Origin of the sequence: Methanosarcina sediminis, assembly GCF_052056915.1 — an archaeon.
In the GTDB taxonomy this organism is placed as follows: domain Archaea; phylum Halobacteriota; class Methanosarcinia; order Methanosarcinales; family Methanosarcinaceae; genus MTP4.
In genome coordinates, this window is sequence record NZ_CP195119.1 from 203,320 (window position 1) to 228,831 (window position 25,512).

At 49.4% G+C, this 25,512-nt stretch carries 22 protein-coding genes and 2 pseudogenes; 11 read left to right on the forward strand and 13 right to left on the reverse strand.

Annotated features, from left to right (window positions below; all coding sequences use genetic code 11):
• The first annotated feature begins 190 nt into the window (after positions 1-190).
• From ACSAZK_RS00855 to ACSAZK_RS00885, 7 genes and pseudogenes are all read left to right on the forward strand, one after another.
• Complete coding sequence (locus tag ACSAZK_RS00855) at positions 191-997, forward strand: indole-3-glycerol-phosphate synthase (RefSeq protein WP_440955556.1); 807 nt, start codon at positions 191-193, stop codon at positions 995-997.
• A 283-nt stretch (positions 998-1,280) separates the two neighbouring features.
• Entirely contained in the window at positions 1,281-2,561 is a 1,281-nt protein-coding gene (gene trpB, locus ACSAZK_RS00860; RefSeq protein WP_440955557.1) for a tryptophan synthase subunit beta, read from the forward strand.
• Positions 2,562-2,636: 75 nt separating this feature from the next.
• Complete coding sequence (gene trpA / locus ACSAZK_RS00865; protein WP_440957070.1) at positions 2,637-3,458, forward strand: tryptophan synthase subunit alpha; 822 nt, start codon at positions 2,637-2,639, stop codon at positions 3,456-3,458.
• A 78-nt stretch (positions 3,459-3,536) separates the two neighbouring features.
• Positions 3,537-4,640, forward strand: a complete 1,104-nt coding sequence (gene trpD, locus ACSAZK_RS00870; protein ID WP_440957071.1) for an anthranilate phosphoribosyltransferase — start codon at positions 3,537-3,539, stop codon at positions 4,638-4,640.
• Positions 4,637-5,392, forward strand: coding sequence for a phosphoribosylanthranilate isomerase (locus ACSAZK_RS00875; RefSeq protein ID WP_440955558.1), 756 nt, complete (start codon positions 4,637-4,639; stop codon positions 5,390-5,392). The genes trpD and ACSAZK_RS00875 overlap by 4 nt, the downstream gene beginning before the upstream one ends.
• Positions 5,379-7,103, forward strand: a complete 1,725-nt coding sequence (trpE, locus tag ACSAZK_RS00880; protein WP_440955559.1) for an anthranilate synthase component I — start codon at positions 5,379-5,381, stop codon at positions 7,101-7,103. Before ACSAZK_RS00875 ends, trpE begins: the two co-directional genes overlap by 14 nt.
• Positions 7,104-7,168: 65 nt before the next feature.
• Positions 7,169-7,759 (forward strand): annotated as a pseudogene (locus tag ACSAZK_RS00885) (aminodeoxychorismate/anthranilate synthase component II); the annotation flags it as partial.
• A gap of 171 nt (positions 7,760-7,930) precedes the next feature.
• On the opposite strand, the gene ACSAZK_RS00890 reads toward ACSAZK_RS00885, so the two are convergent.
• Together ACSAZK_RS00890 and ACSAZK_RS00895 are read right to left on the reverse strand one after the other, a co-directional pair.
• Positions 7,931-8,680, reverse strand: coding sequence for a hypothetical protein (locus ACSAZK_RS00890; protein WP_440955560.1), 750 nt, complete (start codon positions 8,678-8,680; stop codon positions 7,931-7,933).
• Positions 8,681-8,998: 318 nt separating this feature from the next.
• Positions 8,999-9,928, reverse strand: coding sequence for a hypothetical protein (locus ACSAZK_RS00895; protein ID WP_440955561.1), 930 nt, complete (start codon positions 9,926-9,928; stop codon positions 8,999-9,001).
• 36 nt (positions 9,929-9,964) lie between these two features.
• Here ACSAZK_RS00895 and ACSAZK_RS00900 point away from each other — a divergent pair, with 36 nt between their 5' ends.
• Complete coding sequence (locus ACSAZK_RS00900; protein ID WP_440955562.1) at positions 9,965-10,174, forward strand: hypothetical protein; 210 nt, start codon at positions 9,965-9,967, stop codon at positions 10,172-10,174.
• A 120-nt stretch (positions 10,175-10,294) separates the two neighbouring features.
• Here ACSAZK_RS00900 and ACSAZK_RS00905 read toward each other — a convergent pair whose 3' ends face one another.
• The 3 genes from ACSAZK_RS00905 to ACSAZK_RS00915 form a co-directional block, all read right to left on the reverse strand.
• On the reverse strand, positions 10,295-11,179 hold the full coding sequence (locus tag ACSAZK_RS00905) for a hypothetical protein (RefSeq protein ID WP_440955563.1): 885 nt from the start codon (positions 11,177-11,179) through the stop codon (positions 10,295-10,297).
• 518 nt (positions 11,180-11,697) lie between these two features.
• Entirely contained in the window at positions 11,698-12,537 is an 840-nt protein-coding gene (locus ACSAZK_RS00910; protein WP_440955564.1) for a hypothetical protein, read from the reverse strand.
• Positions 12,538-12,674: 137 nt separating this feature from the next.
• Positions 12,675-13,523, reverse strand: coding sequence for a hypothetical protein (locus ACSAZK_RS00915; RefSeq protein WP_440955565.1), 849 nt, complete (start codon positions 13,521-13,523; stop codon positions 12,675-12,677).
• Between the two features lie 583 nt (positions 13,524-14,106).
• On the opposite strand from ACSAZK_RS00915, the gene ACSAZK_RS00920 reads away from it, so the two are divergent.
• Positions 14,107-14,520 carry a DUF2769 domain-containing protein gene (locus ACSAZK_RS00920; RefSeq protein WP_440957072.1) on the forward strand — a complete coding sequence of 138 codons (414 nt, stop codon included), beginning with the start codon at positions 14,107-14,109 and terminating at the stop codon, positions 14,518-14,520.
• On the opposite strand, the pseudogene ACSAZK_RS00925 reads toward ACSAZK_RS00920, so the two are convergent.
• From ACSAZK_RS00925 to ACSAZK_RS00950, 6 genes and pseudogenes are all read right to left on the reverse strand, one after another.
• A pseudogene (locus ACSAZK_RS00925) lies at positions 14,435-15,811 on the reverse strand (monomethylamine:corrinoid methyltransferase). The gene ACSAZK_RS00920 and the pseudogene ACSAZK_RS00925 sit on opposite strands and share 86 nt — an antisense overlap.
• A 15-nt stretch (positions 15,812-15,826) precedes the next feature.
• Positions 15,827-16,480: a methyltransferase cognate corrinoid protein gene (locus ACSAZK_RS00930; protein WP_440955566.1), complete on the reverse strand. Its 654-nt coding sequence runs from the start codon at positions 16,478-16,480 to the stop codon at positions 15,827-15,829.
• A 538-nt stretch (positions 16,481-17,018) separates the two neighbouring features.
• Positions 17,019-17,384 carry a Rieske (2Fe-2S) protein gene (locus tag ACSAZK_RS00935; RefSeq protein WP_440955567.1) on the reverse strand — a complete coding sequence of 122 codons (366 nt, stop codon included), beginning with the start codon at positions 17,382-17,384 and terminating at the stop codon, positions 17,019-17,021.
• Between the two features lie 502 nt (positions 17,385-17,886).
• Complete coding sequence (locus ACSAZK_RS00940; protein ID WP_440955568.1) at positions 17,887-19,341, reverse strand: phytoene desaturase family protein; 1,455 nt, start codon at positions 19,339-19,341, stop codon at positions 17,887-17,889.
• 237 nt (positions 19,342-19,578) lie between these two features.
• Positions 19,579-19,716, reverse strand: coding sequence for a hypothetical protein (locus tag ACSAZK_RS00945; RefSeq protein WP_440955569.1), 138 nt, complete (start codon positions 19,714-19,716; stop codon positions 19,579-19,581).
• 386 nt (positions 19,717-20,102) lie between these two features.
• Positions 20,103-20,261: a hypothetical protein gene (locus tag ACSAZK_RS00950; protein ID WP_440955570.1), complete on the reverse strand. Its 159-nt coding sequence runs from the start codon at positions 20,259-20,261 to the stop codon at positions 20,103-20,105.
• A gap of 714 nt (positions 20,262-20,975) precedes the next feature.
• On the opposite strand from ACSAZK_RS00950, the gene ACSAZK_RS00955 reads away from it, so the two are divergent.
• Both ACSAZK_RS00955 and ACSAZK_RS00960 read left to right on the forward strand, forming a co-directional pair.
• On the forward strand, positions 20,976-21,494 hold the full coding sequence (locus ACSAZK_RS00955; RefSeq protein WP_440955571.1) for a 4Fe-4S binding protein: 519 nt from the start codon (positions 20,976-20,978) through the stop codon (positions 21,492-21,494).
• Positions 21,495-21,531: 37 nt separating this feature from the next.
• On the forward strand, positions 21,532-23,292 hold the full coding sequence (locus tag ACSAZK_RS00960) for an aldehyde ferredoxin oxidoreductase family protein (protein ID WP_440955572.1): 1,761 nt from the start codon (positions 21,532-21,534) through the stop codon (positions 23,290-23,292).
• A gap of 516 nt (positions 23,293-23,808) precedes the next feature.
• Here the strand turns inward: ACSAZK_RS00960 and ACSAZK_RS00965 are convergent.
• Both ACSAZK_RS00965 and ACSAZK_RS00970 read right to left on the reverse strand, forming a co-directional pair.
• Positions 23,809-23,910, reverse strand: a complete 102-nt coding sequence (locus tag ACSAZK_RS00965; RefSeq protein ID WP_440955573.1) for a hypothetical protein — start codon at positions 23,908-23,910, stop codon at positions 23,809-23,811.
• A gap of 12 nt (positions 23,911-23,922) precedes the next feature.
• Positions 23,923-25,482 (reverse strand): dicarboxylate/amino acid:cation symporter, encoded by a 1,560-nt coding sequence (locus tag ACSAZK_RS00970; RefSeq protein ID WP_440955574.1) that lies wholly within the window; start codon positions 25,480-25,482, stop codon positions 23,923-23,925.
• Between the last annotated feature and the right edge of the window lie 30 nt (positions 25,483-25,512).

Below are 25,512 nucleotides of genomic sequence, written 5' to 3' on the forward strand. Positions count from 1 at the left end.
ATTTTGTTATTTTGATAAAACCACCCATCTTTTTCATTTTTTTTAAAAAGATGTACTGTATTCAATAAATGTTAAATTACCTAAATCTTTCGACGATTTTTACAGTTTCTTCTTCCCCAGTTCCAAAACCTTTATATATAAAAGACAATATTAAGCATTGTTGTACATAATTATACAACAGTGATGCCATATGCACGTTAAAATCCAGCAGATCCTCGACACAACAAAAACCCGCATAAGGGCTTTCGAACCGGAAATTAGACCTGGAGGGATGCCCGAATGTATGCAGAGGCGGGACTTCCTTTCGGCAGTGGCAGATGCCAGAGCCGAAGGCAGGGTACCCGTGATTGCGGAGGTCAAGCCCGCTTCCCCGGGAAAAGCCTTCAGGGAGATCCTCCCCGGAGATGCTGCAAGGCTGGCGTGGGAAATGGAGGAGGCTGGAGCTGTTGCGATTTCAGTCCTGACCGAACCCGAGGTGTTCCGGGGCTCGCTTGAAAACCTGGAAGCCGTCAGGAGGACTGTTTGTTTGCCGGTCCTTAGAAAGGATTTCATAATTGACAGGCTCCAGCTTGAGGAAACCCAAAGCGATCTCATCCTCCTGATCGCAGGGATCCTCGGGGAAAATCTCCTGGATTTTGTTGATCTCGCACTTAAAAAGGGATTTGAGCCGCTGGTGGAAGTCCACAATGCAGAGGAACTGGAACTGGCTCTTGATACCCCTGCAAGGGTAATCGGAATCAACAACCGGAACCTTGAAACCCTGGAGATCAGCCTTGAAACCACCGAAAAGCTTGCACCCCTGGTCCGGGAACACGACCGGAAAAACGGGATAGATCACGTTATAGTGAGCGAGAGCGGGATCCGTGGGACGGATGACGTCTGCAGGGTAATCGATGCAGGGGCGGATGCGGTACTTGTCGGGTCCGTAATAATGGAAAACGAATCAGTTTTTGAAAAAACGAAAGAACTTGTCCAGAGCCTTGCCTGGCGCTGCTGACCTCTTTTTTACCGGCTCTCCGGAGCCGTGACAGCTTATTGAACAGTGAATTTCGGATTTCAGGTTTGAAGAAATCCGGGGCTGCTTCAAATTTTAAAAATTTGGAAAATTTTCTGAATTTCAAAATTTCGGAATCCAAATTTCTGAATTTCAAAATTCCAGAATCAAAATTCCAGAATCAAAATTCCAGAATCAAAATTCCAGAATCAAAATTCCAGAATCAAAATTCCAGAATCAAAATTTCAAAAAATCAACCGTGAAAAGAGACAAGGGAGTAATCAAATTGACAGGAACTACAATTTCAGAATCACAGATCAAAAATCCGGGGCATGGAAAACTCTCCAGCCAGGAAACAGGGACAAATGCAGGGTTAAAGGCACAGGCAAAGGGAAAGTACGGCAAATACGGGGGCCAGTACGTCCCTGAAGTCCTGATGCCTGCCCTGGAAGAGCTGATGGAAGGGTACGAGCGGTACAAAAACGACCCGGAATTCCTGAAGGAACTGGACCATTACCTTAAGGATTTCGGAGGCAGGGAGACCCCGCTCTACTTTGCCAGGAACCTTAGCAAGAAATACGGGGCAAAAATCTACCTTAAGCGCGAAGACCTGGTGCACGGGGGTGCCCATAAGCTGAATAACGCAATCGGGCAGGCGATCCTTGCAAAGTACATGGGAAAGACCCGGCTGATTGCCGAGACCGGAGCCGGGCAGCACGGGACTGCGACTGCAATGGTAGGAGCGAACCTGGGCTTCGATACCGTGGTGTACATGGGAGCAAAGGACATCAAGCGCCAGCAGATGAATGCTTACAGGATGGAACTCATGGGCACCGAAGTCCGGGCCGTGGAGTCGGGATCAAAAACTCTCAAGGATGCCATCAACGAGGCGCTCCGCGACTGGGTTACGAACGTGGAGAACACACACTACCTGATCGGCTCGGTTGTTGGGCCGCACCCCTACCCCATGATCGTGAGGGACTTCCAGAGCGTGATCGGGCGCGAGATCAAGGAGCAGATAATGGAAAAGGAAGGGCGGCTTCCGGACTCTCTGATTGCCTGTACCGGCGGCGGGAGCAATGCCATGGGGATGTTCCACCCCTTCACTGAAGACCGGGATGTCCGGCTGATTGCCGTTGAGGCCGGGGGAAAAGCCCTGAAGTGCACTGAAAAGGCAGCTCTCCATTCAGCTTCCCTCTGTGTTGGGGAAGAAGGTGTCCTGCACGGAGCCCGAACAAAGGTGCTTCAGGACAGGAACGGGCAGATCCTGGAATCCGAGTCCATCTCAGCCGGGCTCGACTACTCCGGGGTTGGCCCCGAACTTGCCAATCTCACAGACAGTGGAAGGGTCACTGCCCGCTATGTCACGGACGACGAAGCCCTTGAAGCCTTCCACGAACTGAGCAGGCTTGAAGGAATCATCCCTGCCCTGGAATCCTCCCACGCGCTGGCTTACCTGAAGAAAGCCGCCGAAGCCGGGGAACTCGGGGAACTTGTGGTAGTAAACCTCTCGGGAAGAGGGGACAAGGACCTTGAAACTGTCTTCAGCAAGATGAAGGAGGCCTGAAAGATGAGTACCGAGATTAAAGCCAGGACAGGAACTGAAACGTCAGCAGGAATGAAAGCAGAGACTGGATCTGAAATGACAGCCAGAACCGGAAAACCGGGCATATCCGAAAAGTTTGCAGAACTGAAAGCAAGGGGGGAAGGAGCCCTGGTCAGCTACGTGATGGCAGGCGATCCATCTCCTGAAGCAACCCGGGAAATCGTTGCCGCTCTTGCCAGGGGCGGGACGGACATAATCGAACTTGGGCTGCCCTTTTCGGACCCTGTTGCTGACGGCCCGACTATCCAGGCGGCAGGGCAGCGGGCGCTTGCAGCAGGCATGGACACGGAACGTTTCTTCGAACTGGTTGAGGAGCTTGGAAGCGAAATTTCCGGGATCCCCTTTGTGTGCATGACCTATTACAACCTGGTATTCAGGTACGGGATTGAGAAATTTGTGGCAGGTTCAGCGAAAGCAGGGATAAGCGGGCTGATAATTCCGGACCTGCCTGTGGAAGAAGCCTCCGAACTCAGGGAAAGCTGCGAGAGGCACGGGCTGGATCTGATCTTCCTGATCGCGCCCACCACAACCGGGGAAAGGGTGAGGAAGGTCCTGGAAAGGAGTTCGGGTTTTGTCTACCTGGTATCGAGGCTCGGGGTCACGGGTACAAGCAGCGAAGTTTCGGGAGCAACAAAGGAACTGCTTGCCAGGGTGGAAACCGACATCCCGAAAGCTGTAGGGTTCGGGGTTTCAAACGGCAACCAGGCTGCAGAGATCAGAAAAGCCGGAGCCGACGGTGTGATTGTTGGCTCGGCATTTGTCAAGATTATCGAATCGGGGAATAACGTGAACGAAAGGCTGGAAACCCTTGCAAGGGAGCTTAAAAACGGAATACTGGAAGCCGATAAATCAGAATAAAAAATCTGAAGAAAAAAGGAGTGGTGAAAAATGCAGGAAAAAATAGATGGAGAAGTGAAGGAAAAAACTCAGGGAGAAATGCAGGCATACATAAAAAAGTTGCAGGAAGGCAGGGACCTCAGTCCTGAGGAAGCTGAGGATGCGCTCGGGCAGATCCTGAGCACGGCTGAAGACGAGGAAATCGGGGAATTCCTGCTGGCTCTCCGGGCCAAAGGGGAAAAGCCCGGGGAAATCGCAGGCTTTGTTAAGGGCATGAAAACAGCCGCCAACACGATCCGGCCTGACCTGCCTTTCAGGCTTGTGGACGTTGTAGGGACCGGCGGGGATAAGCTGAACACGATCAACGTCTCGACGGCAGCCGCAATCATAACTGCTGCCGCAGGGGTCCCGGTTGCAAAGCACGGGAACCGGGCAGTCACTTCCATGGCCGGGAGTTCCGATGTGCTCGACGCTCTCGGGATCAAGGTGGACCTTCCTCCCGAAAATGTCCAGAGGACCATTGAGGAAATCGGGATAGGCTTCATGTTTGCCCCGGTCTTCCACCCGGCAATGAAGCGGGTTGCAGGCGTCCGGAAGAAACTCGGGGTCAGGACGGTTTTCAACATCCTTGGTCCCCTGACCAATCCGGCAGGAGCAAAAGGGCAGGTTGTGGGCGTCTTTGATAAAAAGCTCTGTGAACCCCTTGCCTACGCCCTGAAGGAACTGGGGTCCGAACACGCCCTTGTGGTGCACGGGGACGGGATGGACGAGATCTCGAACATCAGCGAGACCTTTGTTGCGGAGCTGAAAAACGGGGAAGTCACAACCTACACCCTCACCCCCGAAGCCCTGGGCATGCTCAGGGCAAAACCCGAAGACATCGAAGGCGGGTCCCCGAAAGAAAATGCCCGGGACCTGCTGTGCATCTTCAAGGGCCAAAAAGGGCCAAAAAGGGACCTTGTGATCCTGAACGCCGCCGCAGCCCTCTACGTCAGCGGGATCGTGGGCTCCATCCGGCAGGCAATCCCGATTGCCGAGGACGCCATTGACAGCGGGAAGGTCATGGTCAAGTTCAACCAGTTCAAAACTTTCACAGCCGAGCTTTACGAACAGGGCAAAAAGCGGAGCGCCCTCAGCGGAGAAGCCTTCCTGCCTTCTTCAAGCACTCCTTCGTTAAGCCCCGCCTCCGGGGAAAAGGCATGAAAAAAAGCCTGAAAAACCCAAATCCAGAAACCCGGCCAAAGACCCGGCCAAAGACCCGGCCAAAGACCCGGGTAAAGATTTGCGGGCTTCGAACCCCAAAGGATATCGAAGTTGCGGAAAGGGCAGGGGCTGATGCGGTGGGTTTTATCACCGAGGTCCCGGTGGAAAGCCCCAGGAAACTGGACGCCGGAACCGCAGCATCCCTGATCGCAAAGGTCCCGAAGTGCCTGGACTCCGTAATGGTCATCATGCCTGAAAACGCAAACCAGGCCCTGGACCTGATAGAAAAAGTCAGGCCCGACATCGTGCAGGTCCATTCCGGGCTTCCCTTTGCCGAAATGGAAAAAGTGAGGGAAAATACGGATCTCCCGATCATAAAAGCCCTCTCCGTGCCTGCAGGCCTGGGGGCTTCAAAGCTCCGGAACCTTGCCGAGCGGCTCCTTGAGGAGGTCCGCGGGCTGGAAGAAAGCGGAACTGTGGACAGTGTGCTCCTGGACTCGGGGCTTGCCGGGAAAACCGGCGGTACCGGCTGCGTCCACGAGTGGGCTCTGAGCCGGCAAATTGCAAAGGAATGCCGCCTTCCCCTGATCCTGGCCGGAGGGCTGAAACCCGAAAATGTGGGAGAAGCGATCAGGACCGTTTTTCCCTATGCTGTTGACACGGCCTCAGGGGTCGAAACTGAGGGAAAAAAAGACCCCGTGAAAATCCGGAAATTTATAGAAGAAGTGAGGTGTGCCAATGTTTTCCTTTGACCTTGGAAAAGAAGAATTCGAAAAGCTTGTCTCAGGGCTTGAAAAGCCTGCCATAGTCCAGCTCCTGGCAAAAGTGGACTCAGCCCGGGTCCGAAACCTCACCCCCCTGCAACTTTACCGGACTCTGAAGAGGATACAGGACGCAGGCCAGCAGGGAACAGAAAAGCAGGGCAAAGACCAGAGTGCAGACAAGGGCGAAGGCTGCCCGTGCTACTCTTACATGCTGGAATCCGTGGAAAAAGAAAAGACAAAGGCAAGGTACTCCTTTGTCGGAAGCGACCCGGACGCCGTGCTGACCATAAAAGACAGGGAAATCAGTGTAGAGCTCCTGAAAAAGGAGGCTTCCAGCCTTTTCGAGCAGGTCCGTAAGGAAATCACGGAAGGTTGCAGAGATCCGGAAACGGGAGAAAATACCATCAGGGCAGCAGTCCCACCCGGAAAAGACCTCTTCGATGCCCTCCGCCTTGCTTTTCCCACCGCAGACGGGATAGGCCTTTTGAATTCGAAACGTTTTGACAGGCAGACCTTCCTGGGAGGTGCAATCGGCTTTACGGCCTATGATGCAATCTATGACAGCTGGTTAGACACCGGGAAAGGTTTCGAGTCCGATGTTCCCGAACTTCAGTACCTGCTGGTTTCCAAAAGTTTTGTCTTCGACCACCTGACAGGAGACATCTACATCGTGCTCACACCCTTCATAAGGCCCGGCTCAGACCCGGAAGCCCTTTACGGACAGGCAGTTTCGGAGGCAGAAAAACTGTACACCCTGCTTGAAAAGGCAGTGAGGGAAGAAGGAAAGGAAAAAGAAAAGGGAGAAGAAGAAGGTAGCGAAGAAAACTTTATGGAAAGCCCCGCCTCAATTTCAAGAACTTCACCCCCTGCCCCGGTTCCCGGTGTGGAAGAGTCGGAAAGAGCAGGGTTTGAAGCGGCGGTGCTCCAGGCAAAGGAACACATTTTTGCCGGGGACATCTTTCAGGTTGTACTTTCCAGGAAGCGGGAGTTTCAGCTTAAAGAGTCGCCTTTCGAACTCTATACCCGGCTCAGGGCAATCAACCCGAGCCCCTACATGTACCTCTTCGAGTTCGGGGACCTGGCAATCGTCGGGGCAAGCCCCGAGACCCTGCTTACCGTGCACGAACGGACCGTAATCACAAACCCGATAGCAGGCACCTGTCCCAGAGGAAAGACCGGAGCCGAGGATGAGGAACTGGCAGCCCGGATGCTCGGGGATGAAAAGGAAAGGGCCGAGCACGTGATGCTGGTAGACCTCGGACGAAACGACGTCCGGATGGTTGCGGAAAGCGGTTCGGTTAAGGTTTCCGATTTCATGAAGGTCCTGAAATATTCCCATGTCCAGCATATCGAAAGCACGGTTTCGGGAAAACTCAGACCCGAATGTGACCAGTTCGATGCCTTCAGGGCGGTTTTTCCCGCAGGGACCCTCTCCGGAGCCCCGAAAATCCGGGCTATGGAGATCATTTCCGAACTCGAAAACTCCCCCAGGGGTGTCTACGGAGGCGGAGTCGGTTACTACAGCTGGAACGGGGACGCGGACTTTGCAATCGTTATCCGGACCGTGCTTGTCCGGGGGAAGCTTGCTTCCGTGCAGGCAGGAGCCGGCATTGTTGCGGATTCGGACCCGGCATACGAGTTCCGGGAAACCGAAAGGAAAATGGCTGCCATGCTAAGGGCGATAGAAGACGGAGCCTGAGAAAAGCCTGGACGAAAAAGCAGAAAGAGAATTCAAAAAAAGGAGCTTGAGAGGAGGCATTATTGATGAAGGTGGTTTTCATAAACAACAGGGATTCCTTTGTATGGAACCTTGTGGATTACATTTCATATTTTGAAAAAGATACCGTGGTTCTCCCGAACACGGTCACTGTAGAAGAGGTAAGGGCTCTTGCCCCCGATGCGCTGGTGATTTCCCCGGGTCCTGGCAACCCCGCGGATCCGAAAGATATAGGGAGCTGCATAGACATCATCCGGGAACTGGGACCGGAAATTCCCCTGCTCGGGGTCTGCCTGGGACACCAGGCGATCAATTTCACATTCGGTGGGACGGTCAGAAGAAGCAAGGGAGGCCCGGTGCACGGGAAAAGTTCACAGATCCGGCACAGCGGTTCCTCGCTTTTCGGAGAGATGGGGGAAACATTTGAAGCCGGACGCTACCATTCCCTGGAAATCGGATCTCCAGCCCCCGGAATCAGGATAACCGCCAGGGCAGAAGACGGAAGCATCATGGCAGTGGAGCATGAAAAGTACCCGATATACGGCCTCCAGTTCCACCCGGAATCCGTACTAACCCCCAACGGGCTGAAAATAATTGAGAGTTTTCTGGAAATTGCCAGAGGATTTGAAAAAGAGAAGCTTGAAAAAGAAGAACAGAATTTCAAAAAGTCTGAAAAAAAATTAAAAAAAGAAAACCGGCTCTTAGAAACCGGTCACGAGCTGTGCCATCCACCTGTGAAGCAGGAATAATTCCTTCTTGAAAAATCTCTTATTTTTCTTCTGCCTTATAGGGGTGCTGGTCTCGTCTGATTATTCATCTTTATTTTCAGTTTCCCCGGCTTCGGTATCCTCGTTTTCGGCTTCCCCTTCGAAAAATTCTTCCTCGGTAAAAGCTTCGTTGGCCTGATCCTGATAGCTGGAGGGCCTGAGGTCCTGATAGCCTCCGAAGTTCTTGATGGTATCGTAGATAAGTTTGGGGTAGACTTCTATCTGCTGCCTGGCAACAAAGCCCTTTTCTTCCGAGGACTTTATGATTGCTTCACGGGCGGCCCTTGCTGCAGCCACGATTTCAGGCAATTCCTGTTCATTGGAGACAAAATCGATTTCTTCAAGAGCGAGGGTAGTCCAGAGGGTGACAACTTCCATTTTCTTCTCAACGGCTCCGAGCCCTATTATTTCAAGGACTCCAACTGCTTTTTGTGCAGGCACCTCGATTTTGAAATGGGCAGCTCCCTTTCCCACTTCCTGCACGGCTCTTGAAAGCGACCAGAGGGCATTGGAGTAACCTTTTTCAAGTGACATTTCCGAAAGCTCTTTCAGGGCTTCTATTGCAGCAGTAGCAGGCTCTTCAAACCTCTTCTGGGCAGCTTTGGTACCGATATTCCTTATGTATACGGCAACCATTTTGGATTCTTTCTCTAAATCCCCTTTGATAAGTTCTACCCCGAGTTCCCTGAGGTAGTCGATATTCTGGATAGCGTCATATTCGTTTCTTTCACTGGCTGCCTTTATTCCTGCTTCTCCCAGTTCAATTGCCTTCTGTTCATTCATTGTGAACATATTTACACCCCTTTTAATCAAATAATGCTTGAAAGGTTAGATTTTGGATAATTATCTGATATCCTATATGTTTACTCTGATATTAGTCTTCCTATATTTTTAGAAATATAATCAGCATATCCGGGGCTAATATCCCTGAAAAAAGAGCATAAAACCTTAAAAAAGAAATTAAGAAGCCGGAAAAGGGTAAAAAGGCATTTATGAAGATAAAAAATCCTTAAAAATACCTCTGAAAAGAAAGTTTCCGGAAAATCTTTCAAAACTGTATTCAAAAAATTCCGAAAGATTGAAACATTTTCGAAAGATTGTAAGTAACCCTTACCGGACTTCAGCAAACTGGCTATAAATCTTTTCGTGCAACCTCCTAATTTCCTCCGCATTCCGGTTCAGTTTTGCACGCGGAACCTTTACGTCCAGGAAAGAATCAAGCAGGCACTCGGCCGAAAGTACGGTATTTCCCAGGTAACCAGCCTCAGCGTTCTTCCTGACAGTTTCTATAGAGAGAGCCGCCTGAGCAGCGGCAAGTTCCAGCTTCCTCCGGGAGGAAAGTTTTCCGAGTTCTCCGAGACAGTAGAGGGGAGTGCACGTTTCTTCGCAAATCCTCCGCTCTTTATACAGGCTCTTCCTTTTCCTGAGCAGAGCCCAGTTCAGCGCAATCTGAGCGTCTTCCAGCAGGAGTTCGGCACTTATAACAGCGTTTTCAAGCCCTGCTCCTGCAGCACTTTTTCCAACATCCCGGATCAGCGAGGGGATATCAGCCTGGAACACTTCCAGGTCCTCGCACCCGGAAAAAGTAGCAATTTCTTTCAGGAGAGACTGGCTGGTGATGGCGGCTTTTTCCATTCCCTTCCTGGCCGCCTCTTTTCCGACTTCTTTCAGGGTAGTAGCCACAAGCCTGAGAGATACCGGCATTCCACTATCAGATGCCTTTTTTCCGAGAGTCACAAGAGCCGATGCAACAGCTAAGACCGTCTCTTCAACCCCCTTTCTAGCCGCTTCCTGTCCGATTCTTCCCAGTGAAACCGATGCATCAAGGAGACCTACTGTCAGTCCCTTTTCAACCGCAACTTCACCGAGGGTTTGTATGCAGGAGACCACCTTTTCCGGACCTGCTTCCGGGAACTGCCCGACACATTTGATTCCGAGATCACCCAGATCGTCGACCGTCCGGAGGAGCTGCACTTCATTCCTCGCCCGAACCGCCGAGAATCCCTGGTCAAGCAGCCGAGCTTCTTCTGTTAAAGGCATACTTCACCTCCAATTCCGCAGCCTTTACTATAAATTATGACCGGGCAGGATATTAAATTTTTCATTTTCCTCCATTTTTTTGTCCTGTTAAACGCAGCAACCCCGGCAAGGGGGACATATTCCAGAATAGGGACAGAAAACGGAAGAAATAAAGAGAAAAAAAGACACCAAAACGAAAAAGTAAAGAAGGAGAAGGCGGGAGGAAAGGCGGGAAGGGAGAAAAAGAAGGGTAAAGTAAAGGAATAAAGGAGTAAAGGGGGGCCAGAAAAGAAAAAAGGTAGAAAGGAAAAAACTTGAATGAAAGAAGAAGAAGAAGAAGAAAAGGGAAAGGAAAAGGAAAACTTATCTCCTCAATTTCTTCTATTTTCACATTTTGGAAAGGATCTTTTCATGCAGTTCCTTTACTTTCTGCAGCTTCTCCAGGCTTTCATCTGTTTCAGCAACCCCTTCACTTTCGAAGTTTTCAAGGGCAAGTTCCGTCACAATAGAAGAATTCGTCAGGACATTTTCTTCAGCCTGAACTTTTAAAGTCTCAAGCGTCCACTGGCTCTGGAGGAAAGCCCCCTGCATGTCCTTCTTCAGGGAAAGTTTTCCGATCTCTTCAACCGAAATGGCGGTTGAACTGAGAGCTTCATCAAAGTATTTTTCCGAAGCCAGCGCACCAAGTTCCTCCAGCAGGAGGAGTACACTGAGAGATTCGGTCTCAAGCCCTTCTCCGGCAACATTTCTTCCGACCTCTCCAAGGAAAGTCAGCACATTTATCAGCGCTTCTTCCATGTCCCGTTTGCCCGCAACCAGACCTATTTCCCTGAAGAGCAAAGCCATAGTAACCGTTTCTTCCGTACCCCTCTGCCCGGAAGAGACTTTTCTGATTTCCATCAGGGTCGTTACCGCAACCTTTGAGGCGGTTCCTAGGTCGCTTTTCACAGCCTTCTTCCCGAGTTTTCCTATCGAAACAACGGTTTTTCCCGCTGTGGACTCAAAACCCTTTTCTGCTGCTGCCTTTGCCAGGTTCCCCATAGCCAGAATAGAATTGATCGTAACGAGTTCGAGTTTTGCCTCCGCAGCCAGCTCCGCGATCTCATCGATAGAGAAGATGACCCTCTCGGCATCGGCCTCTTCATTTTCCGTTATGAAGTCGACCGCAATTCCTGTAAGGGAGTCCAGTGCCTGGAAAACCCGGCTCTCATCCCCCTCTTCAACCGAGGTTAAGCCTACCTCCATGGCATCCGCTTCATTCAATGTTATCATTTTCTTTTTCCCCGCTTGTCAGGTTTGTCAAACTATTATGAATTATTTAGAGGTTTTTAAGTCTCAGCCTGCTGAATGCTTCTGCATCCCAGTCAGATAAATAAATATAATAAGTGTACGGTTTTGTTTCCTGCCTACTCTATGAAGTTCTGAGGTTATTAGTGTTGCTATATAGCACGAAAATACCCGGAGTATAAAGATACGGCTTTATCACCCGGTCTGAGCTTCCAAAAGGCAGCATCGAGACGGGGGTTTTAATGCGGGAAATCGCAAAATATCGGTCAGAAAATAGGGAAATCTCCGTCAGGAAATAGTGAAATATCGGTCGAGAAACCTCAAAATAACTGTACGAAAATAGTGAAATGTCCCTAAGGAAATAGTGAAATAACTGAGGAAAGTATAAAACATCTTCCTGTCGGGGGATCGTAAAATATTCCCGGCAGGGTAAAGCCTGGAATACTCAGCTACCAGGAAAATGGGATTGTCAGCTGAAAGGGTGTAAGGAGACGCTAAAAACCTTATTTGTCCAGGCTTTCTGCTTCATTTATCATTTCGGTGCAATTAAAAACTTCAAGGGAGATTTTTGCCATAAGTACATGACTTATCATGTATTTCTCGTCAGTTTCGATTCTCATGTTCTCAAGGGAATGGGCAGCCCGGATAACAGCATTATCAAGGGCTTCATTTTCGACTTCCTGAGGCTCACTTTCTGAAAGTAAAGGCTCACCTTCCTGCGAACCTCCATTCTCGGAATGGGTAAGTGCAAACCCGAAAACTTCAGAAAAATCGTCTGAAATAAAGGATGCATCCTCATGAAGCGGCGGGGACAGCAAAATTCCCGGCATAACGGGAATAATTCCTCCATTATCCGGGCCCCCTGAAGCGGAATTCTTGCACACGCTCGTACCTACCACCCCGAGAGCCAGGGCCGCAGTCAAAGCTTCACCTTTCTTATCTTGCACGGAGGCAGAATTAACTATTTCTCCCAGATATGCCACCACAACCCTTACCGCAGCTTCCATCCCCTGTCCGGCTGCAGCTTTTCCTACTGCACAGAGGGAATACAGAATACTCTGGCTTGTATCTGTCATCTCCTTTCCCCTGGCAGCTTTTGCCATCCGGCCCAGGGAGATAAGGGAGATGAAAACCCCGGCTTCCATCCTTTGAAGGGCGGCAGCGTTCCCAATATTTTTTATACAGGTCACAGCTCTCTTGGCATCTGTTTCCAGCCTTTTGTTTATGTATTCTGTCCCGCGCTCGGTCAGGAAATCGATAGACCTGAGCACCCCCAATTCATCCTTTTCCTTAACCGAACTTAAACCAAGGTCTGTAGCCCTTGCCTCATTCAAGATAGACATGTATGATCCTCTTTAAGATATCACCAGGCGCGGAAGGGAACTGGCTGCCAGGTTATCTGGCAGTTCCCATGCTCCTTTACAGGAAAATGCAAGTGTCCGGGACCTCTCCGAAATGCTGTTTTCCCTTTTAATGAAGTTTATTCGGCATTCCCTTCCGGGAACCGTCTCTTTACATTGCGGGTTTTCTTGCGGCTTACCCCTTCCTTTTCCGTTTCAAACTTCTCGAAATACTGGAGAGCTACCCCTGCAATGATGGAAGCGCTCATAAGATAGCGGTCATCGGCGTCAAATTTGATCGTCTCCAGGGAATATGCTGCCTGCAAACGGGCCTTTTTAAGCCCCTGTTCATCTGCAGCTCGCCCTATGCCCTCCAGGGAACGGGCAGTTGCTTCAGCAGCCTTCTTCAGGTCCTTTTCAATCGCACTGGACCCCAGTTCCTGCAGGAGGAGCTCGGCATTGAGCGCAGCGGCCTCAAAATTCTGGCTTGCGGCAACTTTCCCGGTAATCCCCAGCCAGGCTAGCGTGCTTTCCGCAGCGTCCCCGAGTTTCTGCTGGGTTACGCTTTTTCCGATCTCCCCCAGGGAAAAAATAACCGCTATTGTTTCTTTTTTCAGTTTCCTGCAAGCCGCCGTGTTCCCCATTTCTCCCAGGCAGGAAGCAGCCACCTTTGCGGGAACTTCAAGCTTCTGCTCTCCCGCAGCTTTTCCTACCTCCCCGATCGCCAGGGCAATACTTACAAGGATACTTTCCATCTGCTGCCTGCAGGCTTCCTTTGCAACCGGGGCCAGGAGCAGGAGTGAGGTAATAGCTGCCATTTCCAGCCGCTTTAAAGCTGCTGCTCTTCCGATATCCTTTATGTACTCAACTATTCTCCTGGTATCGGCTTCCTTGCCTTCCCCGGCATACTTAACCGCAATTTCATTCAGGTAATTCAGAAGTTGTATGACCTCAGCTTCGCTTCTTTCATTGACTGCAGCCATTCCCATTTCAAAAGCTTCGGTTTCATCCAGCGGAAGAATCCTGCATCCCCCAAGTTCTACTTTTGCATAAGAGTATTGCCGTGTGAGGATATTAGCTTTGCCATGTAAGAAACAGGGCAGGGTTTTCCCTTTGGTCTCCCTCAGTTCAATGAAAAATCTTACATGAAAAGAACTTTCTATACAATTTCAAGCCATTATAGAAAGTTTTAAATAATATTTTACGGTAATAAGATACCGGTTGCTTGCAAGCGAACCTCGAAGCCTCATTTCACACACACACGAGAATCACAACGATTACTCTAGAAGGATAGGTTCATCCCTTCTTCCTGTCCGTTCCGTTCGCTTGTGAGTACCACCCTCTCAATAACCTTTCCTGAATTTCCGTCTTTACAAAAACCCTGTACACCATCTTTTCAGAAATCCCCAAATAACGTTTTTTCCGCACCCCAAATACCGTCTTTACAAAAAATTCGGTACGTTAAATTCGGTAGGTCGACACCTTGCAACAACAGTTGTGAGAAAGGGGGATAATATGGGAGGAGAAATAAGTCCTGAAGAGTTGAAAAAACGGGAAGAAATGGTCATATCAATGTGCATTTGCCCGTCCTGCCCTTCCTGGGCCGAATGCGGGGAAAAAGGTGGCTGTTGCTTCGAGACGATAGGCAAGAGCGGGGGCATAAGTGAAGAAAATGGCTGTATTTGCCTCGGCTTCCCGGTAGCTAACAAATTAAGGCTTGACTATATGTATCAACTGCATCAGAGGTTCGGCAAAAGAACAGGAAAGCTAAAAAGTCCGGATAGTAAATCATCCAATTATCTATTTTCACTCACACCGACAGGATGGAAGTTTGATCCGAAAAAGGGTGCTCGGATCCGGATGCCCGGATCCGGCTCTGAAGGTTTCGGAAATTATCAGTTTAGAATACGAGTCCGAGGTCTTCGAGCTGCTTCCTTGCTCCGTCGTAGACCTGCATGTATTCGTCCGTTGGTGTTACGGTCTTAACGTCGTAGCATTCCTGGAAGGTCTTGCCTGCGGGTGCGTTTGCATAGTTCTTCTCGTAGAGGCCGACGAGCTTGTCGAGGATTCCGTTGACTTCTGCGATGTCCATGCCTGCGGTTGCCCTTGCGACTTCTCCCATCATCCTGGCTTCCATACCTGTGGTCTTATCGGTGACGACACCCTTTGCTGCTGCCACACCGGAGAGGATTTCACGGCCTGATGCGGTGTCGGTCATGGACTGGGCTGAGGCTTCAAGCAGGCACATCTCGGTACAGGGGCCTGCACATGGGTAGTACTGGTTTCCTGAGAGGATGTCTGTAAACTCGGAGATGGTTGCGCATGCCCACCCTGCGATTGTCAGGGTTTCCCTGGTGTTGGTGGATCCCCAGCGGATATGGACAGGGCCGTCAAGGTGCCAGCTTGCGCTGCTCATGACGAATGCGTTGATGTGGGTTGCAACGTCCACGATGGTGGTCTCTTCAATGCCGCCGGCGTATCCGCCGAAGATCGGCATCTGTTCGTCCATGATGATGTCGCTGTTCCCCTTGTAGTGGGCAATAACCGCGATTGCGTCAAGGTCGATCTTCAGCTCGTTGAGCTGGGAGACTTCGTGGCTGTCGGAGGAGATCTGTCCTCCGTAGCAGTCAGAGGCAATGTTTCCCTGGGCGGAGAGGGAAGTCTCAGGGCCCTATATGGCCATACCGGGGCGGCCTGCAAGTGCTGCTGCCTGCTTGATGAGCCTGGTTTCGGTCTTGGCTGCAAGGACCTCGTAGGGGCTGCCCGGAATTGGCGGCTTTCCGCGAACGGAGGTCATAACCCCGTCCACAATGGTGTCGACTTCCTTTTCAAGGGCGTAGCTCATGTGGACCGGCATGAAGACGTCTTCGGAAATCGGGGACCCGGTAGGACCTCCCTGGACGATTGGCTTCCTCTTGTCTCCGATGCTTCTCTTCTGGAACTTCACTGAATCCCTGCCGGTTCCTAACTGGAATTCCGTCTGGATGTTGTTAAGTGCGTCCCAGATCTCTTCTTCGGTGTACTTGACGATCCTGTGGGTGTCGGTACAGTAGATACCGCACTCAAGGAGCATGTCGAAGCCGGCCTGGAAGAGCTTTTCCATCATGTCCTTGTCGGTAGGGATGATCTCTCCCTTGAAGTCAAGCCCGTACTTCTGCTTGAGCTCCATGGACTTCATGGGAATTGTCATGAGGTCCCAGTCGTCCTGGGTGCATTTCTCACCGACTTTTGCTCTGTCGTAGAAATCGTAGCAATCAAATGATTTTTTGAATGTCATGTCTGGTTCCCCCGATTATTTCATAACTTCAAGAGCTACTTTTGCGGCTTCTGCAGCGTTCTCTGCGGTTGCGTCTGCTCCGATTTCTTCGATCCAGTCGTCAGAAACAGGGGCTCCTCCGAACATGCACTTTACGCTGTCTCTCAGGTTTTCTTCCCTGAGTTTGTCCATGAGGTCCTTCTGGCCGAGCATGGAAGTGGTCATAAGGGCGGAACCTACAAGAATTACTTTTTCTCCCTTGTGCTTTTCAACCTCTTCCACAACAGACTCGTTGAGGACATCTACCCCGAGGTCAAGGATCTTGAAACCGTTTGCTCCGAGCATGGTTGAAACAAGGCGGTGCCCGATGTCGTGGATGTCTCCTTCTGCAACAAAAGTGATTGCAAGCCCGGTTTCTTCTCCTTCCTTCCTGGTTTTCTCAAGTTCGGGAGTAAGGATTTCCATTGCCCCGCTCATTGCTTTTGCAGACATCATGATCTGGGGAAGGAAGATTTCAGCAGCCTCGAACTTTTCCCCTACGATTTTCATTCCCGGGGAAAGACCCTTTGTGATAATATCAAGTGCCGGAATTCCTGCATCAAGGGATTCCCGGGTTAACTGTACGCATCCTGCGATATCCTGATTAACGACAGAGTCGCAAAGTTTGTCAAAAATTTCTTCGTTTGCCATTTTTGAATCCTCCATATTTATTTTTGCATTTTGCCCTGAGCTACGCGAACGGATTGCGGAATCTTATTTCCACTTCATTAGTATATATAAATTACGCCAATGGGCGCAGAAAAAAAGAACTCAATATAAATATATTATGGATAGATTCCTGAAGCCCGGATAAAGGGATTTATCGGAAAAACAGCAGGAAGAGTGCAAACGAAGCGAGGTTCAGCAAAAAGCCGAAAACACTGGCAATAAGTCCTGCCCTTGCTACACTATCATGTCCTTTTTTCAGGCGTGCCCTGGCAAGAACAATGCCTATGAAAGCAAAAGGTATCGCAAAAGATGTTAGAAATACGCTCCCGATTCCCAGCAAGAAAGACAGGGAAAAGAATATGCTTACAAGCCCGCATACCAGGCTTAAAGTCCCTGAATTTTCGGACAGATTGCTAATTTTCTTTCCTCCCTGAAAAATTTAAAATTATGAGCTGCAATATAAAGAGCTTAAACTTACTGCTCGAAAGGACTTCTGGTTGACATAAAGTTCATTAATAAATTATTCTTCGACCTTTACCCCTATTTTTCCGCCTTCAAGTTTCCACTCAACCTTCTTTAATTCAAGACTGTCGTTCAGGCATTCCCCGGTCCTGATGTCAAACCTCCTTCCATGGCAGATGCACTTAAGTTCATGATCTTCGAGCACGCCCCTGTCCAGCGGACAGCGCGCATGGGGACAGGTATTTAAAAATGCGTAAATTTTGCCCTCCATTTTAATGAAGAGTATACCTTTTCCTTCAAGTTCCACAAGATGAAGAATTCCTTCTTTCAATCCGCTTTCCTCAGCCGCATAATGCCAGGGAGGCTCAAAACCGGATGTACCACTGGTTCCGGAGATTTTTCCTGATGTCTTATCAGATATCATTTACCACACACCTTCAACCCTTTCCAGGATTTTATTCCCTGCTTATTATTAGCCGGGGAGCCCGATATAAGCTTTTGCCGGAGAAGGGAAAAGCTCAAGTTGAAATGAAGGTTGCGGAAAATAGAGATGATGAAAAAGGAGATTGAAGATGAGAGATGATGAAAAAGGAGATTGAAGATGAGAGATGATGAAAAAGGAGATTGAAGATGAGAGATGATGAAAAAGGAGATTGAAGATGAGAGATGATGAAAAAGGAGATTGAAGATGAGAGATGATGAAAAAGGAGATTGAAGATGAGAGATGATGAAAAAGGAGATTGAAAAAGAAAAATGGAAAAGGAGATTGAAAAAGAAAAATGGAAAAGGAGATTGAAAAAGAAAAATGGAAAAGGAGACTGAATAAAGAGACTGAATAAAGAGACTGAATAAAGAGACTGAATAAAGAGACTGAATAAAGAGACTGAAAAAGAAAACTGAAAAAGATGATGTAGAAAAACTCCGTATCAGTGAAGTATCCCATCATCATTCAGGATTTTCAGGAGTTCAATTATAGAATAGGAGGCCCTGGTGATCCCCATACTGCGCTTATCGGTATCCGTGCCGGCAATGTAGAGGTTTTTTACAGGGGTACGAATGTCCGCGAATTTTCCGTCAATGGTAACTGCGGCTTTTTCGGGGATCATTATCTGCTCGTGCTTCATCACTATTTGCTGCTCGATGTTCGGGAGAGCCCGATAAATCGTATCATAGGCCTTCCTGACCTCGTGTTTCTCACTTCTGTGTTCGTCGATTACAAAGGAAAAGCCCACGAGCTGCCTGTCCTTCGGGGCAAGGGAAGGGTCATAGTTGCTGGTAGGCATTGCCCAGTAAGCAAAGTCCTTGAACCAGATCTCGGAACCGATATAGTTAAACTCTGGAAGGTTTTTTTGCAGACCCAGCCAGATTGTGAGGCTTTTGGTGTGGACGATCCCTTTCAGGATTTCCAGGTAATCCGAAGGCAGATCCTTTATCAGATTCGGGAGGTCGGTTGAAAATCCGGTATAGATGACAATTTCTGCGGAGTATGCTTCATCGGCTTCAACTCCTGCAACCTTACCGTCCTGCACCTGGATGCCTGTTACCTCACACTCGGTCTTGATTTCTACCAGGTCCGGGAGGGAATAGATTATGGCGTTAAGGAGGGATTTAAGGCCCTTCCTGGGATAGCCCTGGGAATAGTTAACCCTGTTAGTGGCAAGCCTTTCCAGGGACGTAAAGGGCTGGGAAACCCTGTTCATCCGGGCCTGGAGGGAAGAGTGCAGGTTCAGGGGAAGCAGGGAAGCTAGAATGGACTCTGTGGACTGCCTTTTTCTGGGCTCCATTCTCCCGATCATTTCATCGAATTGTTCCTGGGTTATGCTGTCCCTCACAAAACTGCTGCCTGTAAGGATCCGGTAAGCTGATGTCTCTTTCATGGACCTGCCAGAAAGGAAGCCGGAAATAGTGTCCACGAAATCACAGGTATCTTTGGAAAGGGTCTTTGGCAGGTAATCATACACAGACTGACCCGAAAGGTCCACCCCGAAAGTAGAAAGGGTCAGGGCTTTCGTAATCGCCTGGGAAAGCATGAGCCTGTCTTTTCTCGGGAGTACGTCGAAAGTAACGAAATCCTTCAGGTTTGAAGGGACTTTGGTCAAGGAGTTTTCTGTCCGAACATAGTAGTGCCCGTAGTCTTCGAAAACCGGCAGGTAGTCAAAGTAGTTGTCCATGAGTCTCCTGAGGGGCCCCTCATGGAGATGGGTTATGGCATGGGCTCCGGTATCCACCTGGAAGCCATCTACCATATAGCTGTTACAGTTTCCCCCAATGTTCCTGTTTTTCTCGAGAACCAGTACCTTTTTCCCGTGCTTGGAAAGCGTAAGCGCAGCCAGGAGCCCGCTGACACCCGCCCCGACAACAATTACATCGTATTTTTTCATTCCCTGAACTACCTCTATTTTTTCTGTGAATCAAGCTCTTCTTCACCGCACCTTATACATTTGGCAATCTCAACTCACAACACAATTCCACCTACAGTGGAACGCATAAAAGATAAAAATTATGTTATGCAACTGTAGTAAAGCGCCTTAATCACAGCATATGTTAAAAGTTACATTATATATAATTTTTTTAGAAAGGGTATTATACTTCCCCAAAAATGCCTTTTTATTACAGGTTCAGATGCAGGCACTGTAGCCAGGACTGTCCAGGCTCATATCTTTTTGCTCTTCCACGGCGCATTCCATGCAGAGCTTCCTCCCTTTTATCTTAACAAAGTTATCCTTCTCCTTTCCACAACGTTCACATTTATACATTTTCCTCCACCCGGTTGATACTATGGACGTTTTGCTATAAATACGGGAAGGTAATCGGAAATAACGGAAATTAAAAATGAAGATAAGAGATAGAATGAAAAAATGAAGACAGAAGGTAACAGAAAGAAATGAAGACAGAAGGTAACAGAAAGAAATGAAAAGTGAAGATAGCAATAAAAGATGAATATGGTTCGTCACCATTTCTCGTGGATAAGACAAGTTTCAATTCAAGACTGCTTCTGTTTTTGTGAGGGTTACACGCAAAAAAAGGAGCCAAATAGCAATAGAAAAGAGGTCAAAATGTTTAAGTTTGAATAAGTGATCCTGAACCGGAGGGATTCGGAATTCCTTTTTAGCGATCCCCACAGCCAGGACCTTTTCAACGATTACTCTTGCAGGTTCACACTTCCTGCGCGTCCCGTCCGTATGACTTTCCCCAGGTTTTTAAGCCCCATTTTCCACAACATCTTCTTCCCGGGGCTTTTTTCCGAACCTGGTATGACGTGTACGCCAATTCCTGTTCCGCCACCTGGAGCCTGGGCCATTTTTCAACAACGTCCTCTGACGGGCCCGACTTCAAGTCGGAACTCCTGTACAAGCTTTTTTAGTACGAGATTTCGAGAAAGCCCGGGAACCCTGGGCTTACCTGATACCGTGTACAGGGTAAATATTAAGTAACTGACTGGAACCGCAAAGAAAATACCCGGTTCCGTGTCAAATCGGATTTTCTATCAGCATCTGCGCTTCATGGAAACCTGGAAAGGCATGCATCGGGGAGCAGTATTCCAATTTTTCAAAAAATTGAGTTTTGCTTTCTCCGGTGCCTCCTTACCCGAACCCGCAGGGTTCAGGTCAGACCCAGTACAATCCGATTAGCGCTACCAGAGTGAACAGTACACCGAAAGTACCGATTATCACCTTGTTTTGCTGCATCATTTTGTCGTGCTGCATCATTTTGTTCTGCTGCATAGGGAACCTCCCTTATCAGAATATCTCCGATAACTACTTATAACTCATTTAACAAACCGGAATCCACTATCCTAGTTACGCGATCTGCAAATAAAAACATTTCGATTTACATTCAAGAGAGGGTTCCTTTTAGCAAAATATTTTTACATAGGGATTATTACTCCCTCACTTTTTTTAGATGTGGCTCCAGAAAATCCCGGACCAGTCCAATGCCATAATATATAAACCGAGGGCACATATTTTCCTTCATAGGGGAACTTTCTTTTATAGGGGAACTGGAGCGGGAACTAATGGCAAAAAGGCTCAAGGTTGCAAACCAGGCCCGCTGCATCGGGTGTTATTCCTGCATGCTGGCGTGCGCACGGACCTGGTACGATACGATTTCTCTGAAAAACAGCTGCATTGACATCCAGACAAGTGGGGGGATAGAAAGCGCCTATGTTTCCATAGTCTGCCACGCCTGCATTGACCCCCCCTGCGCAAAAGTCTGTCCTCAGGGAGCACTGACCAAACGCAAAGGTGGGGGTGTAGTAGTCCATAAGGAGCTTTGTAACGGCTGCGGGAACTGTATGGATGCCTGCCTGGTAGGGGCAATCCACCTTGACTCGGGAAAGAAAGCGGTCATATGCAGGCATTGCGGGGTCTGCACGAAGTTTTGCCCCCATGACGTGCTGGAAATGGTAGAAGTGGAAGAAAGCGGAGAACCGAAAATTACGGATACTGAGGCTAAAGAAAGCCAGGAAGTTTTGCCGGAACCACAGCAGGAAACGGCTTCCCCGGAAAAGACCGAACCCGGAGTTGAGAAATGATGCATGGTTCAAGTGTAAAACCCGGAGTTGAGAAATAATGCCCTGTTCAAGCGTAATTCCCGGCCTGACCAGCGTACTCTACCTGGACCTGAGCAACAAGACCTATGACATCGTGGAACGGAAAGACCTCTATGAAAAGTACCTGGGTGGTGTCGGGGTGGCCACCGAACTCATGCTTGAAGAATATAAGGAAGGCACAGGCCCTCTTGACCCGGAAATGCCCGTAATCCTGAGCACGGGCCCCCTTTCAGGGGTCTATCCCACCTGCACGAAAACAGTCGCGATGTTTCGCTCCCCCCTTAACGGAGAACTGGGGGAATCCTATGCAGGCGGACACCTGGCAATGTCCTTGCGTTTTGCCGGGTATGAAACCATTGTCATCAAGGGAGCGTCGGAGTATCCCGTTTATGTTGCAATCCACAACGGCGAGATAACTTTTAAGGACGCCTCCTCAATCTGGGGGCTTTCCTCAACTACCGATATAGGGAAAATTCTCCGCCGGGTAGAGAAAGGGGCAGGCCGGCGGAGCATCATAAGGATCGGGGTTGCAGGTGAGAAAGGGGTAAGCTTTGCAAGCGTGAACGTGGACACCTACCGACACTTCGGGCGCCTGGGGCTCGGGGCCGTGCTCGGGGCAAAGAAGTTGAAAGCGATTGTCATCTCAGGCGACCAGGAAATCCGGAGTCCCCAGCACAAAGACTACCGGAAGATGTATAAGGTGCTCTATGAAACGATTGTAAAAACAGGCCTGATGGAAAAGTACCACAACCTCGGCACAAGCGAAAACATCCTTGTCCTGAACGAATTGAAGGGGCTTCCCACAAAGAACCTGCAGGAGAGTTCTTTCGAAGGTGCGGAAACGATTTCAGGGGAGCATTTTGCGGACAACTACCTGATCCGCCGCGTCTCCTGTGCGGGCTGCCCCATCGGCTGTATCCACATAGCAATGCTCAAGCGGCCCTTCTCCAAGTCCCACGAGTATGAGACCCTGAATATTTCTTACGATTACGAGCTGATCTATTCAGTAGGTTCAAACCTAGGCATCTCAAATCCCGAAGCTGTGCTTGACCTGATCGACACCTGCGAGAAGGTGGGTGTGGACGTCATAAGCATGGGAGTCATACTTGCCTGGGCGACCGAAATGCAGGCTCTTGGGACGATCTCGATCAAAGAAACCCTGGGACTTGAAATGAAATGGGGCGACCACAGGACCTATATGCGGGCAATAGAGTTAACCGTCCAGGCCCCGAACGAATTTTATTCGAGCCTGGCAAAAGGGGTGGTCTTTGCCTCGAAAAAATACGGGGGAGAGGATTTTGCCATACAGCTAGGAGGCCTGGAGATCCCCGGATACCACACAGGAATTGGAAACATTGTCGGGCTGTCCATGGGCACCCGCCATTCCCATGTAGATAACGCCGGTTACTCCGCAGACCAGAAAGCCTTTAACAAAGACCTCTCGGACGAAGAAATAGTCGACATTGTGATCAAAGAAGATGACCTGCGCTGCATGCTCAATGCCCTCACCATCTGCCTCTTTGCACGGGGCGTCTACACCCCGGAAGTGGTATCCGAAGCCCTTGCAACCCTGGGTATCGACAGAAGCCCGGAAGCGCTGACAGAACTCGGAAAGGAGATTTTCAGGAAAAAATACGAATTAAAAAGGAAGTTCGGGTTCAAATTCGAAAACCTGACCCTCCCGAAAAGATTCTTTGAAACAGTTTCCACAACCGGAAAGCTTGATGAGGAAAGGGTGAGAAAAGCCCTGGAGCTTTATATCAGAAAAAGGGGGCTTTAAGTCCGAAAAAGCCTCAGAATGGTGTGCTTTCTGAAATTTTCAGCTTTTACGGACAGGCCCTGTATGCTTCGCCAAGCATTTTCCCGGTGTCGGGATTGTTCATCGCAATTGCACCATTTTTTAGCCCGAAACGCAATGGTGCGGATTTTGAGCCTTAGGGCATCCCTGGGATTCAGGGGATTTTTAAAATAATTATATATTGGACATTGAAATATACAAACTCAATGAATATAAAGATTTTTATTAAAAGGTAAAAATATCTTTTAGAAAAAAATTAAAATACTTTTTCTAGAAGTTGAACACATTCCACCCTGCTTTTTTTGAAACTTCAGGAGAGTGCCGGACAATTATCCAAAAAATGATCGGAAGACTTTCTCCGGGGCTTCCGCAGTTAGCATTACTTCCATGGTTATTAGCATTACTTCCATGGTTAGTAGTGCTTCCACGGTCAGTAGCCCTTCTATATCTGAGTTCAAAAAATAGGAATAAGGGAAATAAAGGCACATGATAGGCCTTTTAGTGCTTATGAAGGCTCAGGTCGCTTTCACTTCTCTTCAAGTTACTTCTCTTCAAGTTACTTCTCTTCAAGTTACTTCTCTTCAAGTTACTTCTCTTCAAGTTACTTCTCTATCACTCCTCTTCGGAAGCTCCCGCACCTACAGGTTCCGGTTTTCCTTTCTTGAATTTGGGGTCTTCGTCATCTGCAAGTATGCATGCGGTTCCTTCCGCTCCTTCGAGCCCTTCTCCTTTCCCGCCCTTACCTCCGATAAAGCGGTCCATTACCGTGCAGGTTACCAGGTCCCCGGCAACGTTTACGGACGTACGGGTCATGTCCAGGATGCGGTCTACCCCCATGATGAGGGCTATTCCGGTGGTCGGGATTCCCACACTGCTCAGGATCATCGCCAGGATAACTATTCCTACTCCGGGAATCGAGGGGGTGCCGATTGCGGCTGCCACGGCCATGACCATAACGAGCACGAGCTGCCCGAGCCCCAGGTGGATTCCGAAGACTTCTGCCAGAAAGACCGTTGCAACGCCCTGGTAAAGGGCGGTCCCGTTCATGTTCACGGTGGCTCCCAGGGGAATTACGAACTGGGAAATTGAAGGCCTGACCCCCAGCTTTTCTTCGGCGGTCTTGATGGAAACGGGCATCACTGCAGCGGAACTTGAGGTGGAAAAGGCAAGGAGAAGGACGTCCCAGACGGCTTTCAGGAAATCAAAGGGGTTTTTCCTGGCCAGGACAGAGATTATTACCAGGTTCATGCCCATCAGGAGCCCCAGGCTTGCCAGCACTGTTGCCACGTAGACGGCCATGCCCACCAGGGCATCTATCCCTAGCATGATGGTGAACTTGGTAAGCAGCCCGAAAACCGCAACCGGAGCAAGGGCCATGCTCCACTTCACCACGGTCATGCAGATCGCCTGCACGGAGTTAAGAAGGTGTATCAGGGGAACGGCCTGCCTCCTGCTCAGGGAGACAAGGGCCACACCCACTATGATAGCAATGATCACGACCTGCAGCATTTCCCCTTGCACCATGGCGTCCAGGGGATTGGCAGGGAGAAGCCCTCCGATCTTTGAAGGCAGGTCCCCGACCGATAAAGAAAAATCCATATCTTGGGCGACTGAGGGAGCTTCTCCTTCCATCGCAGCCTGGAGCAGTTCCCCGCCTATGTACTGTCCGGGCCTGATGAAAAGCGCCATCCCGAGCCCGATGCAGGTCGCTATAGCCGTGGTCACGATAAAGTAAAGCGCAGTTGACAGGCCTGTTTTCTTAAGATCTGACATACTCTCACTCGAAGCGACCCCCAGGATGATGGAAGCAAGTACAAGAGGGATCACGATCATCTTCAGCAGGCCCAGGAAAATGTACCCCGGAAGGGCGATCCATTCCCCGATAACCTCAGCCATTTCGGGCTCGACAAACCCCCCGAAGGGCCCGAGTAGCATTCCCACAGCCACACCCAGGAACATACCCAGCAGGATTTTAAGCCAGAGCCTCTTTTCCATAAGCTCATGGAGGTGATGGCTCATATACTTGAGAGAATGAGGGCGCTTAAAATCCAGGGGGCAATAGAGGTGGGAAATCCCCTCGGCTATTTCATGAGTTATTTCTTTCGTTTCCTCGGCTATTTCATGAGTTATTTCTATGGGATCGGGAATATGGTGGTGCTTCTTGTCAGGCATGGAGAATCAGTAACCTAAGTTCTGTTGATA

Coding starts and splice junctions, on each gene's coding strand:
- trpA (WP_440957070.1), top strand. CDS start 2,637: ATGACAGCCAGAACCGGAAAACCGGGCATATCCGAAAAGTTTGCAGAA.
- ACSAZK_RS00895 (WP_440955561.1), bottom strand. CDS start 9,928: ATGCCTTTAACAGAAGAAGCTCGGCTGCTTGACCAGGGATTCTCGGCG.
- ACSAZK_RS00955 (WP_440955571.1), top strand. CDS start 20,976: ATGGCAAAAAGGCTCAAGGTTGCAAACCAGGCCCGCTGCATCGGGTGT.
- ACSAZK_RS00915 (WP_440955565.1), bottom strand. CDS start 13,523: ATGGGAATGGCTGCAGTCAATGAAAGAAGCGAAGCTGAGGTCATACAA.
- ACSAZK_RS00910 (WP_440955564.1), bottom strand. CDS start 12,537: ATGTCTATCTTGAATGAGGCAAGGGCTACAGACCTTGGTTTAAGTTCG.
- trpE (WP_440955559.1), top strand. CDS start 5,379: ATGTTTTCCTTTGACCTTGGAAAAGAAGAATTCGAAAAGCTTGTCTCA.
- ACSAZK_RS00960 (WP_440955572.1), top strand. CDS start 21,532: ATGCCCTGTTCAAGCGTAATTCCCGGCCTGACCAGCGTACTCTACCTG.
- ACSAZK_RS00855 (WP_440955556.1), top strand. CDS start 191: ATGCACGTTAAAATCCAGCAGATCCTCGACACAACAAAAACCCGCATA.
- ACSAZK_RS00900 (WP_440955562.1), top strand. CDS start 9,965: ATGACCGGGCAGGATATTAAATTTTTCATTTTCCTCCATTTTTTTGTC.
- trpD (WP_440957071.1), top strand. CDS start 3,537: ATGCAGGCATACATAAAAAAGTTGCAGGAAGGCAGGGACCTCAGTCCT.
- ACSAZK_RS00945 (WP_440955569.1), bottom strand. CDS start 19,716: ATGTATAAATGTGAACGTTGTGGAAAGGAGAAGGATAACTTTGTTAAG.
- ACSAZK_RS00930 (WP_440955566.1), bottom strand. CDS start 16,480: ATGGCAAACGAAGAAATTTTTGACAAACTTTGCGACTCTGTCGTTAAT.
- ACSAZK_RS00950 (WP_440955570.1), bottom strand. CDS start 20,261: ATGGCCCAGGCTCCAGGTGGCGGAACAGGAATTGGCGTACACGTCATA.
- ACSAZK_RS00940 (WP_440955568.1), bottom strand. CDS start 19,341: ATGAAAAAATACGATGTAATTGTTGTCGGGGCGGGTGTCAGCGGGCTC.
- ACSAZK_RS00890 (WP_440955560.1), bottom strand. CDS start 8,680: ATGTTCACAATGAATGAACAGAAGGCAATTGAACTGGGAGAAGCAGGA.
- ACSAZK_RS00935 (WP_440955567.1), bottom strand. CDS start 17,384: ATGATATCTGATAAGACATCAGGAAAAATCTCCGGAACCAGTGGTACA.
- ACSAZK_RS00875 (WP_440955558.1), top strand. CDS start 4,637: ATGAAAAAAAGCCTGAAAAACCCAAATCCAGAAACCCGGCCAAAGACC.
- ACSAZK_RS00905 (WP_440955563.1), bottom strand. CDS start 11,179: ATGATAACATTGAATGAAGCGGATGCCATGGAGGTAGGCTTAACCTCG.
- ACSAZK_RS00920 (WP_440957072.1), top strand. CDS start 14,107: ATGTGCATTTGCCCGTCCTGCCCTTCCTGGGCCGAATGCGGGGAAAAA.
- ACSAZK_RS00970 (WP_440955574.1), bottom strand. CDS start 25,482: ATGCCTGACAAGAAGCACCACCATATTCCCGATCCCATAGAAATAACT.